Annotated in this window: 10 protein-coding genes; 7 read left to right on the forward strand and 3 right to left on the reverse strand. The window is 70.6% G+C overall.

Annotated features, from left to right (window positions below; genetic code table 11):
* The first annotated feature begins 90 nt into the window (after positions 1 to 90).
* From ACWIGU_RS00950 to ACWIGU_RS00970, 5 genes are all read left to right on the forward strand, one after another.
* Complete coding sequence (locus ACWIGU_RS00950; protein WP_454396083.1) at positions 91 to 1,767, forward strand: Tat pathway signal sequence domain protein; 1,677 nt, start codon at positions 91 to 93, stop codon at positions 1,765 to 1,767.
* Complete coding sequence (locus ACWIGU_RS00955; protein ID WP_454396085.1) at positions 1,767 to 2,807, forward strand: ABC transporter permease; 1,041 nt, start codon at positions 1,767 to 1,769, stop codon at positions 2,805 to 2,807. The genes ACWIGU_RS00950 and ACWIGU_RS00955 overlap by 1 nt, the downstream gene beginning before the upstream one ends.
* Positions 2,804 to 3,730: a carbohydrate ABC transporter permease gene (locus tag ACWIGU_RS00960; RefSeq protein WP_454396087.1), complete on the forward strand. Its 927-nt coding sequence runs from the start codon at positions 2,804 to 2,806 to the stop codon at positions 3,728 to 3,730. The genes ACWIGU_RS00955 and ACWIGU_RS00960 overlap by 4 nt, the downstream gene beginning before the upstream one ends.
* 93 nt (positions 3,731 to 3,823) lie before the next feature.
* The gene (locus ACWIGU_RS00965; RefSeq protein ID WP_454396089.1) at positions 3,824 to 5,812 is read left to right on the forward strand and encodes a beta-galactosidase; all 1,989 of its coding nucleotides are present in this window, start codon (positions 3,824 to 3,826) and stop codon (positions 5,810 to 5,812) included.
* Entirely contained in the window at positions 5,802 to 8,015 is a 2,214-nt protein-coding gene (locus tag ACWIGU_RS00970; protein WP_454396091.1) for a glycosyl hydrolase family 95 catalytic domain-containing protein, read from the forward strand. Before ACWIGU_RS00965 ends, ACWIGU_RS00970 begins: the two co-directional genes overlap by 11 nt.
* Positions 8,016 to 8,033: 18 nt before the next feature.
* Here ACWIGU_RS00970 and ACWIGU_RS00975 read toward each other — a convergent pair whose 3' ends face one another.
* Positions 8,034 to 9,050, reverse strand: a complete 1,017-nt coding sequence (locus ACWIGU_RS00975) for a LacI family DNA-binding transcriptional regulator (protein WP_454396093.1) — start codon at positions 9,048 to 9,050, stop codon at positions 8,034 to 8,036.
* Positions 9,051 to 9,499: 449 nt separating this feature from the next.
* Here ACWIGU_RS00975 and ACWIGU_RS00980 point away from each other — a divergent pair, with 449 nt between their 5' ends.
* Together ACWIGU_RS00980 and ACWIGU_RS00985 are read left to right on the forward strand one after the other, a co-directional pair.
* Positions 9,500 to 10,159: a carboxylesterase family protein gene (locus tag ACWIGU_RS00980; RefSeq protein WP_454396095.1), complete on the forward strand. Its 660-nt coding sequence runs from the start codon at positions 9,500 to 9,502 to the stop codon at positions 10,157 to 10,159.
* Positions 10,156 to 13,062, forward strand: a complete 2,907-nt coding sequence (locus tag ACWIGU_RS00985; RefSeq protein ID WP_454396097.1) for a carboxypeptidase regulatory-like domain-containing protein — start codon at positions 10,156 to 10,158, stop codon at positions 13,060 to 13,062. The genes ACWIGU_RS00980 and ACWIGU_RS00985 overlap by 4 nt, the downstream gene beginning before the upstream one ends.
* Before the next feature lie 54 nt (positions 13,063 to 13,116).
* Here ACWIGU_RS00985 and ACWIGU_RS00990 read toward each other — a convergent pair whose 3' ends face one another.
* Positions 13,117 to 14,151 (reverse strand): helix-turn-helix transcriptional regulator, encoded by a 1,035-nt coding sequence (locus ACWIGU_RS00990; protein ID WP_454396099.1) that lies wholly within the window; start codon positions 14,149 to 14,151, stop codon positions 13,117 to 13,119.
* Between the two features lie 98 nt (positions 14,152 to 14,249).
* The gene (locus ACWIGU_RS00995) at positions 14,250 to 18,008 is read right to left on the reverse strand and encodes a S8 family serine peptidase (RefSeq protein ID WP_454396101.1); all 3,759 of its coding nucleotides are present in this window, start codon (positions 18,006 to 18,008) and stop codon (positions 14,250 to 14,252) included.
* Between the last annotated feature and the right edge of the window lie 168 nt (positions 18,009 to 18,176).

Genomic DNA, 18,176 nt, shown 5'->3' on the forward strand with positions numbered 1-18,176 from the left:
TTGTGACGCCGAGAGCGCGCCTTTAACCTCGCTGCAACATCGAAGCGCTTCGACAGTGGCGCGCCGTGAAGTTCCCGAAGGGTTACCGCAATGACGCCTAACTCATCCTCCGCTTCCGCCCCCAGCCGCAGAAGCTTCCTCGCCTCGTCCGCCGTGGCCGCCGCGGCCGTGGCCGGGGGGATGCCGCTGCTCGCTGCGTGCGGCGGATCGGAGAACACGAACCGGGAGGGTGCGACCTCCGGCAAGAACGCGCAGAAGCTGCTGCCGACGTTCACTGCCAGCAAGCTCGCCCAGCCCGACATCCCCGCGAAGAACGGCGCGCCCGCCGGCTACACGCAGAAGGTGGACCTGTCGGCTCTTGAGACCTCGGTGCCGGAGAAGTTGGGAACCGGCACCCCCTTCAAGGTCATGTCCCCGTTCTGGGGTTCCCCGCCCAAGCCGGGCTGTGCCTACTACACCCAGCTCGACAAGATCGCCGGAACCCACATCACCTGGCAGAACCAGGACGGCATGAAGTACGGCGACAAGCTCGGCGCGGTCCTCGCCTCCAGCTCCATACCCGACATGGTCGTCGTGCCGAGCTGGGAGCTGACCGGCAAGATTCCCAGCGCGGTCTCGGCCAAGTTCATGGACCTCGGCCCCTACCTGGCCGGGGACAAGGTGAAGAAGTACCCGAACCTGGCGGCGATCCCCTCCGACGCCTGGCGCATGGGCATTTTCGGCGGCGCGCTGCGGGGCATCCCGATGCCCGGCGCGATCGCCCCCGGCAACGCGCCCTTCTACCGCAAGGACATCTTCGACAAGAAGGGCTGGCAGCCACCCACGTCCCCCGACGAGTTCCTGAGCTGGGCCAAGGAAGCCACCAGCCCCAAGGCGAAGGTGTACGCCTGCAGCGACATGTGGTGGATCGCGCAGAGCATCTTCGGCCTCCAGCCGGCGGGAACGCTCGGCTGGAACATCGGGGACGACGGCAAGCTGACGTTCCGCATCGAGCACCCCGAGTACCTCGAGGCCCTGGAGTGGATGCGCAAGGTGTTCGACGCCGGCGTCGTCCACCCCGACGACAAGGCACGCTCGGGCGACCCGAGCCAGCGGTTCACCGCGGGCCAGATCCTCGTCTACCAGGGCAACCTCGACGACTGGTACCGCAAGACCGCCGAACAGGCCAAGTCCAACCCGGACTTCAAGATCGAGGCCTTCGACATCTTCGGCGCCGACGGCGGCAAGCCGGTGATCTATGCCGGGCAGCCCGCCAGCATCTGGTCGTTCATCCGCAAGGGCGCCTCCAAGAACGTCATCGAGAACGCGCTCGCGGCCGCGAACTTCGCGGCCGCGCCCTACGGCACCAAGGAGCGGATGCTCGTCGACTACGGCATCGAGGGCACCCACTACACCGTCAAGGACGGTGTCCCGGTCAAGAACGACCGTGGCAACTCCGAGGTCCTCAACGCCTGGGCGATGCTGGCGCAGCCCGCCCCGTTCACCGCGCACCCCGATTTCCCCGAGGTCGCCCGCAAGCAGGTCGAGTGGCGGCAGCGGCAGGGCGCCAACCTGAAGAAGACCTCCACGTTCGGCATGAACATCATCGAACCGTCCCGGTTCGCCAACCTGAGCACCCCGTTCGAGCAGCTGGAGCTCGACTACGCACGCGGCCACAAGTCGCTGTCCGACGTGCAGCAGGCCATCTCCACCTGGAAGTCGTCGGGGGGCGACAAGCTGCGCGACTGGTACAAGAAGCTCCTCGACGAGAACGGCAGCGGCAACTGATGTCCATCACGGCCGGGAGCCGGCCCGACGGCATGCGCCCCGCGGCGGCCGTCGAGGAGCCGGCCGCCGCACTCGCCGCGTCGAGGACCACCCCCGGGAAGCGGGCGCGCACCCACGTGCCCTGGCGCAAGCGATGGCACCGCGACAGGACGCTGATCCTGATGACGCTGCCCGCCATCGTCCTGGTCCTCGTCTTCAACTACATACCGCTGCTCGGCAACGTCGTGGCCCTCCAGGACTACGACCCCTACGTCTCCAGCAACGGAGTCACCGCGATCCTGCACAGCCCGTGGGTGGGCATGGAGCAGTTCAGCCGCATGGTGAGCGACGCGTTGTTCTGGGACGCGGTCAAGAACACGCTCGTGCTCTTCGTGCTCCAACTCGTCCTGTTCTTCCCGATTCCCATCGCCCTCGCGATCCTCATCAACAGTGTGATCCGGCCCCGGGTGCGGGCCGTGGCGCAGGCGATCATGTATCTGCCCCACTTCTTCTCGTGGGTGCTCGTCGTCACCGTCTTCCAGCAGATCTTCGGCGGGGCGGGCATCATCGCCCAGACGCTCCAGGACCACGGCTGGGGCAGCTTCGACCTGATGACCAACAGCAGCCTCTTCAAGTTCCTGGTGACCGCGCAGGCCGTGTGGAAGGACGCCGGCTGGGGGATCATCGTGTTCCTCGCCGCCCTGGCCGCCGTCCCCACGGATCTGTACGAGGCCGCCGCCATGGACGGCGCGGGCCGCTGGCGCCGCATGTGGCACGTGACCCTCCCGGCGCTGCGCCCGGTGATCGCGCTGCTCCTCGTGCTGCGGGTCGGCGACGCGCTGTCCGTCGGGTTCGAGCAGTTCCTTCTCCAGCGTGACGCGGTGGGGACGGGCGCCAGTGAGGTCCTCGACACGTACGTGTGGAGCATGGGTCTGCAGAACGGGGACTTCAGCTACGCGGCCGCGGTCGGCCTCGCCAAGGGCGCCATCGGCGTCTGTCTCGTGCTCGCGGCGAACAAGTTCGCGCATCTGCTCGGCGAGCAGGGGGTGTACCAGAAGTGAGTCTGAACACGCAGTTGATCCGTAGCCTCCAGGCGCCGCCGCGGCCCGTGTGGGAGGAGCCCCCGACCAGGACCGGTCTCACCCTGAAGGGCGGCTTCCTCGCCCTGTGCTGTCTCGGCGTGCTCGGCCCGCTGTGGATCGTGATCGTCACCAGCCTCTCCCCGAAGCCGGTGATCGACCGGGTCGGCGGTCTGGTGGTGATCCCGCAGGGCATCACCTTCGTCAACTACAAGGAGCTGCTCAGCGGCGGTCAGGTCAGCCGGGCCATCATGGTCTCGGTCGGCGTGACCCTGTTCGGCACGCTGTTCTCGATGGCCGTGTCGGTGCTCGCGGCCTACGGCCTCTCCCGGCGCGGCAGCCTCGGCCACCGGTTCTTCCTGATGACGATGATGGCGACGATGTTCTTCGGCGCCGGCCTCATCCCGACGTATCTGCTGGTGCAGTCGCTCGGGCTCACCGACACCTATCTGGCGCTGATCCTGCCGAGTGCGGTGAGCGTCTTCAACATCCTGGTGCTGCGGGCCTTCTTCATGGGCATCTCGCCCGAACTCACCGAGTCGGCCCGCATCGACGGGGCCGGGGACCTGCGGATCCTGCTGACGATCATCATGCCGCTCTCCCGCGCGGTGCTCGCCGTCATCTCCCTCTTCTACGCGGTCGGGTACTGGAGCGCCTGGTTCAACGCCTCCATCTACCTCAGCGACCAGCGGATGCTGCCTCTGCAGAACGTCCTCATCCAGCTCGTGATGCGGCACACCGAGGCGCCGACCGGGCTCCAGGAAGCGGTCCGCACGGGTGAACTCTCCCCCCTCGGGATCCAGATGGCCGTCATGATCCTCGCCCTGATCCCCGTCGCCGTGGCCTCGCCCTTCGTCCAGCGCCACTTCAAGAAGGGCATGCTCACCGGTGCCGTCAAGGGCTGACGGCACCCCCACTCGCGCCGCGCCCGGTGCCGCTCCCCCGGACCGGGCGCGCGCAGCACTCCACGACCCTCTCAGCTCACGGAGCCAGACATCATGATCGCCCCTGACGGCCGCCTCCTCTACGGCGGCGACTACAACCCCGAGCAATGGCCCGAGGAGGTGTGGCTCGACGACGTGCGCCTGATGAAGGAGGCCGGGGTCACGTCCGTGACACTCGGTGTGTTCTCCTGGGCGAAGCTCGAACCCCGGCCCGGTGACCGGGAGTTCGGCTGGCTGGACCGGCTGATGGACCTGATGGACGCGCACGGCATCGGGGTGGTGCTCGCGACGCCGACCGCGTCGCCGCCACCGTGGCTCGGGCGGCTGCACCCGGAGACGCTGCCGCGCGACGAGAACGGGCAGATCGTGTGGTGGGGCTCGCGGCAGCAGTTCTCGCACTCCTCCAGCACGTACCGCCGCTACGCCGCCGCGATCACCGAGGACCTGGCGAAGCGGTACGGACATCATCCGGCGCTGCGCATGTGGCACATCAACAACGAGTACTGCACGTTCGACTACGGCGACGAGGCGGCACGCGCCTTCCGTACGTGGCTGCGCGCGCGGTACGGCACGCTCGCTGCCCTCAACGAGTCCTGGGGCACCGCCTTTTGGAGCCAGCACGTCGAGACGTGGGAGGACGTGATCCCGCCGCGCCGCGCCCAGTACATGCGCAACCCGACGCAGGTGCTCGACTTCCGCCGCTTCACCTCGGACGCGCTCCTGGAGTGCTACGTCGCCGAGCGCGACCTGGTGCGCCGCCACTCCCGCGCCGGCATCCCGGTGACGACCAACTTCATGCCGTTCTGGGTCGGCCAGGACGGCTGGACGTGGGCCGAGCAGGAGGACGTCGTCTCGGTCGACATGTACCCGGATCCGCGGGACCCGCTGGGCGGGCAGCACAACGCGATGATCGCCGACATGACCCGCGGTCAGGCGCACGGCCCCTGGATGGTGATGGAGCAGGCCGCGGGGCCGGTGAACTGGCGCGGCGTGAACCATCCGAAGCCGGCCGGGCTCAACCGCCTGTGGTCGCTGCAGTCCGTGGCGCGCGGGGCGGACGCCGTCTGCTACTTCCAGTGGCGGCAGTCCCGGCAGGGCGCGGAGAAGTTCCACTCCGGGATGCTCGCCCACGCGGGCGAAGAGGGGCGGGGGTTCGCCGAGGTCAAGCGCATCGGTGCCGAACTCGCACTCCTGGGAAAGGAAGTGACGGGGACTCAGGTACCGGCGGATGTCGCCGTGCTGCACGACTGGAACTCCTGGTGGGCCGGATCCCAGGAGGGGCGGCCCTCGTCGCGCGTCGCGTACGAGGACGTCGTACGGGCCTGGCACCGCGCCCTGTGGGAGGCACACCTCACCGTCGACTTCGCGCATCCCGCGCATGATCTCAGCGGCTACAAGGTGGTCGTCGTACCGCAGTTGTACCTGCTCGACGACGCGGCGATCGACAGCCTCGGGGCGTATGTGCGCGGCGGCGGGACGCTGGTGTCCGGGTTCTTCACGGGCGTCGCCGACACCGACGACCGGGTGCGGGCCGGGGGCATGGACGCGCGGCTGCGCGAGCTGTTCGGCATCCGCACCGTGCACGAGTGGTGGCCGCTGGAAGCCGAAGAGCGCGTCGACTGCGGGGAGTTCGGCGGGACGCTGTGGTCGGAGGAGCTGACGGCCGCCGACGGCACCGACGTGGTGGCCGCCTACCGGGGCGGCGAACTCGACGGGCTGCCCGCCGTGCTGCGCCGCGGCCGCGCCTGGTACGTGTCCACGCTCCCCGATCCCCCGGCCCTGCGCTCGCTGCTCGCGGGCGCGGCCGCCGAAGCGGGCGTACGGCCTGCACTGTCCGGCCTCCCCGCAGGGGTGGAGGCCGTACGCCGTGGCGATCTGCTGTTCCTGCTGCACCACGGGCGCGGCGAGGTGAAGGTCGACCTGCCGGACGACGGCCCCTACCGGGACGTGCTGACGGACGAGGACCACTCCGGGTCCGTGCGGCTCGGCCGGTACGGCGTGGCCGTGCTCACCCGACAGACGCGAGGCCGCGGTGCTGCCTGAGCATCCGCACGGCACCTGGGAGACGACCCCGGCCGCCCGCTGGGAGGACGCCTTCCTGAGCGGGAACGGCCGGCACGGCGCTCTTGTGTTCGGCGACCCGTACGACGACCGGGTGGCCGTCACCCATCACTGTCTGGTCCGCCCCGAAGGAGGCCCGCAGCCGCGGCCGCCCGCGCTCGCCGCCCTGCTCCCCGCGCTCCAGGACCGCTTGCTCGCGGGCGAGACGGACGCGGCCGAGTCGTTCACGGACGGGCGGCCGCTGCGCTGGGTGCAGGCGTTCCAACCGGCGTTCCAGGTGCGGTTCGTGCGCGAGGGCGCGGTGTGGCGGGGCTACCGGCGCGCCGTCGACTTCGCGACGGGGGTGGCCGAGGCGTGGTGCGGCGGGTGGCGCGGGCGGGTGTTCGTGTCGCGGGCGGACGACGTCGTGGTGCAGTACGTCACCGGTCCGGGCCTGGCAGGCGAGGTGTTCCTCGACCCGCGGCTGACCGGGGTGCCGGACGGGCTCGGTGTCGGCCGGGGGGTCGTACTCACGCCGTACGGGGCCCAGTTGACGCTGCGCTGCCACTACCCGGACAGCGATCTCGCGTACACGGGGACGACCCTGGCCGTCGTGCGGGGCGGGCGCACCTCGGTCGGCGCCCAGGGGCTGCGGGTCGAGGGCGCGGACGGGCTGCTCCTGCTCACCCGGGTGCACCGGCACCGCGGGGAGCTCGACACGGCCGCCGAGGCCGCCGCGCTCGCGGAGCTCACCGGCGGGGACGACCCGGCCGAGGAGACGTACGCGCGGCTCCTCGACCGGCACGAGGCCCTGCACCGCCCCGCGTACGAGCGGGTCACGCTCACCCTCGACGCGCCGCGTGGTGAACGCGGCCTGCCCGGCGCGGAGTTGCTGGCGCGGACCGAGAGCCCCGCCCTGCTCGAGCGGCTCTTCGCGGCGGGCCGCTACCATCTGCTGAGCGCGTCGGGCGCGCTGCCGCCGCGGCTCACGGGGCTGTGGACCGGCGAGTGGGACACGGCCTGGTCCGCCGCGTTCACCACGGACGCCAACCTCAACCTCCAGACGGCGTCGGCTCCGGCCTGCGCACCGCCAGAGGTCACCGACGCCCTCGGGGCGTTGATCCAGGGCCAGTTGAGCCACTGGCGGGACAACGCGCGGAGCATCTTCGGGACGCGGGGCGTCGTCGCGCCCGCGCACACCGACGGCGAGTCAGGACATGCGTACCACTTCCAGCGGCAGTGGCCGATGCACCTGTGGACCGCGGGCGCCGACTGGCTGCTCACGCCGCTCGTGGAGCAGGCCGAGACGGCCGGGGAGCGGCCCGCGTGGCTGGCCGCCGCGCTCGCCGAAGTCGCCCTGTTCTACGAGGACTTCCTCACCCGGACCGGTCCCGACGGGCGTGTGGTGATCGTGCCGTCGTACTCGCCGGAGAACCGGCCGGCGAACGCGAGTTGGGGCACCCTCAACGCGACGATGGACATCGCAGCGGCCCGGCACGCGCTGCGTACCGCCGCCGCCTGGCACCCCGGCCCGGATGCGGAGCGCTGGACGGCGCTCGCCGAGCGGCTGCCCGACTACCGGATCAACGCGGACGGGGCCCTCGCCGAGTGGGCGTGGCCGGGCCTCGACGACGCCTACGACCACCGGCACCTCAGCCACCTCTACCCGGTGTGGCCGCACCACGACATCACCCCTTATGACACACCGGAGTTGGCGAAGGCCGCGCACCGGGCGCTGGAACTGCGCGGCGCCGAGAACCACTCCGCGCACGGCCATCTGCACCACGCCCTGGTCGCGGCGCGGCTGCGCGACGCGCCCCGGGTGGCCGAGGCGCTGCGGCACGTCCTGACCGGTGACTACTTCCACCGCTCCCTGATGAGCACGCACTACCCCGCCCGGGACGTCTACAACGCCGACGCGGCGCACACGCTGCCCGCCGTGCTCACCGAGGCGCTGCTCCAGTCGACGCCCGAGCGCCTCGTACTGCTGCCCGCGCTGCCCGTCGGCTGGCGGCGCGGCGAGGTGCGCGGGCTGCGCACCCGGTTCGGCGCACGCGTCGACCTCACCTGGTCCGGGGCCACCTGCGCGGCCCTGGTCCGGCCCGGCCGCGACGCGCACATCGAGCTCAGGACTCCGGACGGCGACGACGGGCGACTGCGCCTGGCCGCCGGCGTCGAGCACGAACCCACGCTGAGGACACGGTAGTTCGTGGACGGGCGCGGCTCAGACTCCGGCGGGAGCCTGGGCTGCGCTCTCCCGCAGGGTCAACTCCGGCGCGAGCAGGACGACTTCCTCGTCCGACCCGCGTCCCTCGATCCGCGCGATGACCTGTTCGACGGCCCGCCGGCCCATCTCCTGTGCGGGCACCGCGACCGACGTGAGCGGCACCGATGCGTGCGCCGCGACCTGGTCGGGGCAGACCGCGACGACCGAGACGTCCTCGGGGACCGCGCGCCCGGACTGGCGCAGGAGGGCGAGCAGCGGGTCGGTCGCCGCCTCGTTCTGGACGACGAAGGCGGTGGTGCCGGGGCGCTCGTCGAAGATCCGCGACAACGTTGCCGCGACGGAGGCGTACGAGCCTTCGCAGGGGCGGTGCAGCAGGCGAAGGCCCAGTTCGGTGCTGCGCTCGCGCAGGCCCGTCAGGGTGCGCTCGGCGAATCCGGTGTGCCGCTCGTACACGGCGGCGGCCTCGCCGATCACGGCGATCTCACGGTGCCCGAGGTCGGCGAGGTGCTGGGCGCACAGGGCGCCGGCGGCGGCGAAGTCGAGGTCCACGCAGGTGAGTCCGGCGGTGACGGCGGGCAGCCCGATCAGCACGGCGGGCCGGCCCGCGGAGCGCAGCAGCGGCAGCCGCTCGTCGTCCAGCTCGACGTCCATCACGATCATGGCGTCGGCGAGCGCGCTGCCCTCGATGCGGCGCACGGCCTGGGCGCCCTCCTCGCCGGTGAGGAGCAGGATGTCGTAGCCGTGGGTGCGGGCGGCGGTGGCGACGGCCATCGCGATCTCCATCATCACCGGCATATACATGTCGGTACGGAGCGGCACCATCAGCGCGATGATGTTCGACTTGCTGCTGGCCAGGGCACGCGCGCCCGCGTTCGGGTGGTAGCCGAGCTGGCGGACGCTGTACTCGACGCGCTCACGGGTGGCCGCGGAGATGGACCGCTTGCCGCTGAGGACATAACTCACGGTGCTGGCGGAGACTCCCGCGTGCCGGGCGACCTCTGCGAGCGTGACCATGTCGTTCTCCTGAGCCGGGACGTGGGGGCGCCGAAGCGATTCGACACCAACGGGTTACCTGTGAACGTTCGACATCCCGACCCTATGGGGGTCGGCAGTGGCCTGTCCAGGAGTCTATCGAAGCGCTTCGACAAGGGGAGGCGGTGCGTCGCCCCCAGAGGTTACCGAGAGAAAGCCGCCCGCGTACCGGGTCCTCGTCATCCGACCCGCGGGGGCCCGCGCGTCGCCCCGTCGGGCATTTCGTTGCACGGGCCACATACTCAGGTTACTCGTGTCATTCTGGATGCTGTACGGCGGCCACCACACCCACCCGCCTGACCGCCCCGGAGGAACACACCGCATGACCGACGCCACCACCACCGCCCCCGTGCGCACCACGAAGGACTCGTCCGCGGGCTCACCGAGGGGCCGCTCAGCGTCTTTCGCGGCATTCTGTACGCCGGGCCCCCGTGGGGCCGCTGCACTTGGCGGCGCCCGCGCCGGCGCTGCCGTGGGACGGGGTGCGGGACGCTTTCGCGTTCGGGCCGCCGCCTCCGCAGTCGCTGACCATGGGGATCCCGCTCTCCCCGGCGCCCGAGAGCGAGGAGTGGCTGACGGTCAACGTGTGGTCGCCGCAGCCCGGCGCGGCCCGGCTGCCGGCCCTCGTCTACCTCTACGGGGGCGCCTATCTCATCGGGTCCGCGGACGGGCCGCCGTACGACGGCGCGGCGCTCGCCGAGCGCGGTGTGGTGGTCGTGACGTGCAACTACCGTGTCGGCGCTGAGGGGTTCGCGGTGTTCGAGGGCGCGCCCGCCAACCGCGGGCTGCTCGACCAGGCGGCGGCGCTGCGCTGGGTGCGGGAGAACGTCGGGGCATGCGGTGGGGACCCGGACCGCGTGACGGTGTTCGGCGAGTCGGCGGGCGCGGGGTCGGTGGCGGCGCTGCTCGCGATGCCGTCGGCGGCGGGCCTGGTGCGCGGGGCGATCGCGCAGAGCGTCCCCGGCACGTTCCTCACCGCAGCTGCGAGGGCTCCTATCTGTGCACCGGCAAGGAGGGCTACGACGGGCCGACCGGCCTCGGCACGCCCAACGGCATCGGCGCGTTCTCGGCCGGCCCGCACGCCACAGTGAGCGGCAAGGTAGTGGACGCCGGCGACGGCACACCGCTCGCGGGCGCGCAAGTGACGGCGGGCGACTTCCGCGCCACCACCGACGCGCAAGGACGCTACGCACTGTCGGTGCCGCCGGACACGTACGCGGTGAAGATCACCAAGTTCGGCTACGCCGCCAAGACGCTGGCCGAGGCCACCTTCACCGACGGACAGTCCGTCACCGACGACGCCGCACTGACCGCGAAAGCGCGGGTGGCCGTCAGCGGCACGGTGAAGGACGACTCCGGACACGACTGGCCGCTGTACGCGAGCGTCTCCGTCAAGGGCGAGCCGACCTCCGCGGTCCACACCGACCCGGTCACCGGCCGCTACACCATCCAGCTCCCCGAGAACGACACCTACACCCTGCAGGTCGACGCGTCCTACCCCGGCTACCGGCGGGTCACCGAGGACGTCACCGTCGCCGGGTCAGGCCTGACGCGGAACGTCGGCGTGAAGGTCGACGAGGCCGGCTGCAGCGCCGCCGGATACGGCTACACATACCACGGCGCCAAGCAGGACTTCGAGGGCTCGGACGGCACCACACCGCCCGAGGGCTGGACCGTCGTCGACGACGCCGGCGAGGGGCAGGCCTGGAGGTTCGACAGCACGCGGTTCGGCAACCACACCGGCGGCACGGGCAAGTTCGCCATGATCGACAGCGACGTCTACGGCCCCGCCGGCCGGCAGGACACGTCCCTGGTCAGCCCGGTCTGGGACTTCAGCGACCGCACCCACCCGATCCTGGAGTTCGGCAACGACTACCACTCGTACACGAACGGAAGCGCCGACGTCGACCTGAGCACCGACGGCGGCACCACTTGGCAGACCCTGTCGCACTGGACCAGCACCTCGCACACCGGACCCGTCACCGAGACGCTCGACCTGTCGGCTGCGGCCGGCAAGTCGCAGGTACAGGTGAGGTTCCGTTACACCGCCAGGTTCGCGTACTGGTGGGCCGTCGACGACGTCTTCGCCGGTGACCGCACCTGCGACCCCAAGGCGTCCGGGCTCGTCGTCGGCCAGGTGACCGACCGCAACACCGAGTCCGGTGTCGCCGGCGCCTCGGTGACCAGTGACGACAAGCCCGCCGATGGCACGGTCAGCGTCACCACGCCCGACGACACAGCACTCGGCGACGGCTTCTACTGGTTCGTCTCGTCCCTGACCGGCACACACCCGCTCACCGCACACGGAGCGGGTTATGCGCCGAAGAAGTCCCAGACCGCCATCGGCGCGGACGCGGCGACCGCCGCCGACTTCGCGCTGGCCGCGGGCCGTCTGCAGATCACCGCCTCTTCCATCGACAAGACCGTGGCCTGGAAGGGATCGAAGACGGCCACCGCCACCGTGAAGAACACCGGCACCGCCGACGCCACGGTGAAACTCACCGAACGCACCGGCCGGTTCGACATGCAGAAGACGGGTTCCGGCGCACCGACCCAGATCATCAAGGGCAGTTACTCCCCCGGGTTCATCCGTCCGGGCAGCGCGCAGTCCAAGGCGAACGCGCAGGCCCAGCCGTACGCCGCGCCGTGGACCACGATCACCGACTACAAGCTCCCCATCATGGACAACGCCGTCGCCACCGGCGACGACGGCACGGTGTACTCGGTGGGTGGCACCAGCGGCAACGCCATCGCCTCCAACACCTACGTCTACGATCCGGCCACCACCGCATGGAGCCTGACCACCGACAGCGGGCAGCGACGCGACGCGGCCCAAACCGCTTTTCTGAACGGCATGTTGTACGTGACTGGAGGATGGTCGGAGGGGGGTGACACCCTGAGCCGCACCCAGGCCTACGACCCGCAGACCGACAGCTGGTCGAACATGGCGGACGTCCCCAAGGGGTACGCGGGCGCGGCATCGGCCACCTTGGACGGCATGTGGTACGTCGTCGGCGGCTGCGGCACCAACAGCTGCGGCGCCAGGGACGTCCACGCTTACAACCCCGACACCGACGACTGGAAGACTCTCGCGCCGTACCCGGAGCCGACGTCATGGCTCGGCTGCGGTGGCATCAACGGCCAGCTCTACTGCGCCGGCGGCACCACCGACAACGGCAGCTCCCGGCGCGCCTATGTCTACGACCCCACCACCGACGCCTGGTCGCCGATTGCGGACCTGCCGCTCGACCTGTGGGGCGGCGGCTACACCGCGGTCGGTGGGCAGCTCCTGATGTCCGGCGGCACCACCGGCCAGAACACGACCGTCACCAACCAGGGCGTCGCGTACGACCCGCGCACCGACGCCTGGTCCGATGTCGCCAACTCCAACAACGCTCTGTACCGCGGCGGCAGTTCCTGCGGCTTCTACAAGGTGGGCGGCTCGGCGGGCGGGTTCAGCCCGACCCATCTGGTCGAGCAGCTGCCGGGCCTCGGCACCTGCAACGACGCCACCGAGGTGGACTGGCTCTCCCTGGACACCAAGGAACTCACCCTCGCGCCCGGGGAGTCGAAGACCGCCACGGTGACCGTGGACGCCGGGGCCGCCAGTGTGTCCCAACCGGGCGTCTACAGGGCCACGCTGGCAATCGCCGAGAACACGCCGTACGCGTACCAGCCCATCGGCGTCACCATGACCGTCAACCCGCCCGCGACCTGGGGCAAGATCACCGGAACGGTCAAGGGCGCCGACTGCTCGGCGGACCCGGCCGCGCTGAAGGGAGCGACCGTACGGATCAAGAGCGCGTCGGGGAGCTACACGCTCAAGACCGACAGGGACGGCATGTACGCCCTGTGGCTCGACGCCCGCAACAGCCCGCTCGAGGTGATCGCGGTCAAGGACGGCTGGACGCCCGACTCGCGCAACGTCAGGATCAAGCGAGGGGACACCACCACGGCGGACTTCACGCTCCAGCTCGACCACAGCTGCAGCTGACGCACCGCTGAGCGGGCTTCCCGGCGTCATCCGCGCCGGGAAGACCGCTCCTCGTCACAGCCAGCCGCGCTGGGCCACCCGCACCCCGGCCTGGAACCGTCCGGTCGAGCCGAGACGGTCCTGCAGCTCCCTGACGCGCCGGCGCAGCGTCCGGTCGGACACGCCCAGATGGCGGGCGATCACCTCGTCGGTCAGGCCCGAGCCGAGCAGCTCCACCAGCTCCTGCTCGGCGGCGGTCAGGCCCTCCTCGCGGGCCAGGCGCCGGTCGGGCAGCTGCCCGCGCGCCCGCAACGGCGAGGCCTGCCGCCACACCACCTCGAACAGCTCCTGCAGCGCGTCCGTGAGCGTGGAACCGTGCACCACCACCGAGCGGTGCCGCTGACGGGTCTCGCTCCCGGTCAGCGGGATCAGCGCCATCCTGCCGTCGACCAGCAGCAGTTTCAGTGGCGCCGACGCCACCACCCTGACCTGCTCACCGGCGGCCACCGCGGCCATCGCCCGGGTGAACCTCCCCGCGTCGGCGAGCACCCGGGCGTCGTACAGCACCCGGGACCGGATGCCCCGGGCGCGCAGCCCGTCGTCGACGGCGCGCCCGCGCTCGTGCGGGGACACATACGGCGGGGCGTCGATGACGCAGACCTCCGCCTCCGCGTCGGCGAGCAGCGCACCGATCTGCGCGGACGTCTCTTCGGCGCCCTCCACGACCTCCAGGATCCGGTCGGGCCTGGCCCGCAGCCGCCCGTGCTCGTACGTGTCGGCGAGCTGCTCGGTGAGCGCGCCGGCCGCTTCCGCCAGCCGGTCCACCTCCTCCTGGTGGCGGCGGACCACGGCGCGCACCGCGAGCTGCGGATCGACCGGTTCGAGGCGTGAGCGCTGCCGCGCCGTGCGGTGCAGCAGGCCGAGCTCCAGCAGCCGGTCGGCGGCACGCCGCACCCGTGACACCGGAGCGCCGAGCCCGACCGCCCATCCCGCCACGCCCCCGTGCGGGTGCCGCAGCGCCTCCAGATAGACCTCCCGGTCGAAGGGGCGCACCCCGAGTGCCTCCCATCGCGCGTTCACCGACCCCTCGTGGTCCTCGGCGTACACCATCGCGAACCCCCCGACCGGTCCCGAAGGACCTGCCCCTCACAAGTGCGTGGCCCCGGCACCTCCAGACGGAGGTGCCGGGGCCGAGACAGCGGATCGGACTACTTCACGCCGAAGGCGTTGGTGATGGTCTGGGTGACCGTGTCACCGGCGGTGTTGGCCGCCTCCAGACGCATCGAGACCTTGCCGTCCTTGACCGCGTCCGCCTTGGGCAGCTGCACGGTGACGGACCAGGTGCCGTCCGCGCGCCGACTGACCGACGCGTCCTTCCAGGAGGTGCCGCCGTCGTACGAGAACGACACCTTCGCCGACTTCGGGTTGGTGCCCGTGGCCAGGGTGAGGGTCATCGAGTGGTCCCCGCGGACCTTTCCGTAGCCGTCAGTCGGGATGTCGTAGCGCGGTGCCGGAAGGTTCGGGGCCGCCTGCCGCTGCGCGGTGCGGAACGACCAAGATGTGGAGACGTGCGTGGAGTAGCCCCAGCCTGGCTGGTTCTCCCGCTTGGCGTCGACGTCGAGGCGGTAGTCCGCGGGATCGGCCTCGACCGGCAGGCCCAGGCGCTCGAAGTCCGGGGCAGAGCCGACCAGTTCACCGTTGCGGTACCAGGAAGTGCTGACGACGTCGGCGCCGCTCTCGAGGAACTTTCCGTGGATGCCGCTGCTGTCGCCCCACGTGCGGGCGTTGATGCGCAACCTGGTGGCGTCGTACCAGGAGACCACGCCGTTGCCGACGTAGGGGGCGATCCCGGGCTTCAGCCAGTCCTCATGCCGGGTGCTGCCCGGCGTGAAGACGCCGCCCGGAGTGGTGAAGGCGGGGGCCAGTGACGGCAGGGAGCCCGTGTCGCGGGGGTACAGCGAGCGGCTCCAGGAAACATTCGGGTCGGGCGTGTAGTACTCGGTGCGCTTGTGCGGCAGCATGACCGGTTCGACGTGGGCCAGACCGTCCAGGACAGCGCCCCAGGTGGCCGTCCGATAGACCCCGACGAGTGTGCTGGCGCCGTTCGGGGAGTGGTAGTCGGCATCGACACGGGCCAGCTTGGCGTCGTCGGCCTTCACCGAGACCGGGTCGGTGCCGGTGTCCGTGCCTCCGGTGACCAGGTCGTACATGTACGGGCTGTCCGGGTCGTAGTCGATGTCCACCTCGGTACGGGGCTTGCGCAGCCGGTCGGCCGTGGTCTTGGTGATCGTGTACGCGGGGAGCACTGACAGGAAGTTGGGGTCGGCGAAGAGTTCCCCGTTCGGTCCGGCGAGCAGCGCGGCTGCGGCGCCGGCGGCCTTCAGATCCGTCGTCTGCCGCGAGTAGCTGGTGCCGGGGACATGGTCGACGAGGGCAATGGCACCGTCGAGGTCCTTGCCCGCCAGTTCCGCTGCGGTGGCCTTGCCGACGGGGACGACGCGGTAGTGGTGCTCACCACGGGCCGCGGTCGTACCCGCGCGTCCGACGGGCACGGCGTCGATGACGGCGCCGTTGACCACGCGGGCGTCGACGTCCTCGTGGTAGGAGACGGCGCGGTGGCTCCACTGGAACGCGCCGCCGTTCGCCTTCATCGCTCCGACGTAGAAGTCCTCGTGACACTTGTCGGGTATCAGCTGGCGGGTGTCGATGTAGCGGAAGCCGGGCGGGGTGTCCGCCTGCCGCTGCCAGCCGAACTCGCGGTAGCGCACCTCGGCCGGCTTCTCGCCGCGCAACTCGGACTTGCGGGCCTTGGAGCCGTCGAGCGGGAAGGTCATTGTGTCACCGGTCACCGCTACACCCGTACTACCGAGGAAGTAGCGCTCGATGATGGTCCCGGCCGAGTTGGTACGGGTCAGCCGGCCTACGATCGTGTATTTGCCCGACGGAACCGAGATCTCGGAGGTCTGGCCGGGGGTGACGCTGATGGTGGTGGGGAGGTTCGGCGCTCCCTTGTCCTCGCCCCAGAGGACGATCTGCCCGCCGATGGCATGGCTGCTGCCGTCGTGTGCGGTGAGCGGTAGCGAGATCTTGGTCCGCGGAAGGTCCTTGCTGACGGAGGCCGGAGTGCGGACGGTGCTCCCGCCGTCGGCGGTGGCGGTGACCAAGCCGCCGTAGGTGCCGGTCTCGACCTTAGCCGGGTCGACGACCAGGGTCGCGGCGGCGCTGCCGCCTGCTGGGACGGTAATCGAGGTGTCGGTGAAGGTGAACGCACCCTCCGGCGCCGGGGTCCCGGAGCGGCTGAAGTCGGCCTTCAGGTTCACGGTGACCGGGTTGTCCGCGGTGTTGGTGTACGTGATCTCGTGGGTGGCCTTCTCCGTTCCGGAGGGGGGCACGAAGTGGAAGTTGAGATTCGCGGGCTCGGCGAGCACCTTCGCCTCGGCGGCCCGGCTGACGCGGATCTCGCCGCTGCCGTCGGTGAACCCGTCCTCCTGGCCGGGTTCCGCGCTCCCGACGAGGGCGGCCTTGATCTGCTGGCCGGTCCAGTCGGGGTGGGCCTGGGCGACGATGGCGGCGGCGCCGGCGACGTGCGGGGTCGCCATGGAGGTGCCGCTGGCCTTGGTGTACAGGTCGTCCACGGGTGTGCCCATGGCGGTACCCGCAGCGCGCGCCGAGATGATGTCGACGCCCGGCGCTGTGACATCCGGCTTGACGGCGCCATTGTTGATGAGCGGGCCGCGGCTGGAGAAGCGCGCGATCTTGCCGGCGGAGTCGACGGCGCCGATGGTCAGGGCGTCGGCCGCGGCGCCGGGAGCGGCGACGGTGCTCGTACCCTTGTCGCCCGTATTGCCCGCGGCGATTACGAAGAGCGTGCCGGTCTCTTCCGACAGCTGGTTGACTGTTTGGCTGAGCACGTCGGTGCCGTCGGAGGCGAATTGGCCGCCGAGGGACATGCTGACGATCTTCGCACCGGAGTGCGCGGCCCAGTCCATGCCGGCCAGGACCTGGGAGTCAACGCCCGTTCCGTCGGCGCCGAGGACCTTTCCGATGTGCAGCTCGGCGCCGGGGGCGACGCCCTTGTGCGCACCGTCGCTCGCGCCGCCGCTGCCGGCGATGGTCGCGGCCACGTGCGTGCCGTGGCCATTGTGGTCCACCCCGTCGGCCTCGGAGGTGAAATTCTTGGTTTCCTTGATCCGTCCGGCGAGGTCGGGGTGGGTGGAGTCCACGCCCGTGTCCAGTACGGCGACGGGTACGTCCTTGCCGTCAAGTCCCTTGCCCCAGGCGTCGGGAGCCTCGATCTGCGAGAGGTTCCAGTCGACGTCGGCGACCTTGGCCGGAGCGTCCAGCCAGAGCTTTGTCATGCCGTCGGCCAGCGTGGCGCCGGTGCCCTGGACGTCTTCCCAGACGTCGTCAGCCTTGGACTTCTGCGTGCTGAAGGTGGTGGTGTGCAGGCCGCTGAGCGTGCGTACCTTCTGCACACCCTTGGGGGCGATCAGACTCTTGGTCTTCTTGTTGTAGGTGGCGATCAGCGGGATGTGATCCGTCTTGCTGTCGTCGTAGCCGTACTTGAGCAGCTTGGTGACGTCGAACAGGTCCGGGTCGAGGCGGCCCGCCGCGATCAGCGGCACCGCGCTCTCCGGGGTGACATGGAGGTCGCCGTCCGTGGTCCGGGTGACGTCCAACGTCGGTTCGGGCTGCCCGGGCTGTGGCAGCTCGACAGCGTTCAACTCGCCCTTGGTGTTGGTGGTGACCTGCAGTTTGTCGCCAGTGACCAGCGTCAGCGTGCGGGCCGTTGCGGGGGCCTTGGCGCCCTTCACGATGGGTAGGGGCTTCGGGCCGTCCTCGGCGCCGGCGTTCGGGGCGAGGGTGAGGCCTGCGCCCACCACGCCCACGACCACCAGGCACGCCAGTTGGCGCCGGGAGCGGCCGACGGGGGTCGCCCGTCTGCCCGCTCTGTCGGTTTGAGACACGAGCTCTCCTTACAGATAGTGCTGTTGCTTGGGCCCGGTCACCCGGCGGGCCGGTGGGCCACCCATGACATCTGCAGCGACCGTGCCCAGGGGTTGAGTGATATGTCACGAGTCGGAAGATGTGCCGGCGTCGCTGTGAACTTAGCGAAACGCCAAATCGTCCTGCCG

Source organism: Streptomyces sp. NPDC055400 (assembly GCF_053644375.1).

Excerpts from the sequence above, each read along its gene's own strand:
- ACWIGU_RS00950 (WP_454396083.1), top strand. The coding sequence starts at position 91 with ATGACGCCTAACTCATCCTCCGCTTCCGCCCCCAGCCGCAGAAGCTTC.
- ACWIGU_RS00955 (WP_454396085.1), top strand. The coding sequence starts at position 1,767 with ATGTCCATCACGGCCGGGAGCCGGCCCGACGGCATGCGCCCCGCGGCG.
- ACWIGU_RS00965 (WP_454396089.1), top strand. The coding sequence starts at position 3,824 with ATGATCGCCCCTGACGGCCGCCTCCTCTACGGCGGCGACTACAACCCC.
- ACWIGU_RS00975 (WP_454396093.1), bottom strand. The coding sequence starts at position 9,050 with ATGGTCACGCTCGCAGAGGTCGCCCGGCACGCGGGAGTCTCCGCCAGC.
- ACWIGU_RS00990 (WP_454396099.1), bottom strand. The coding sequence starts at position 14,151 with ATGGTGTACGCCGAGGACCACGAGGGGTCGGTGAACGCGCGATGGGAG.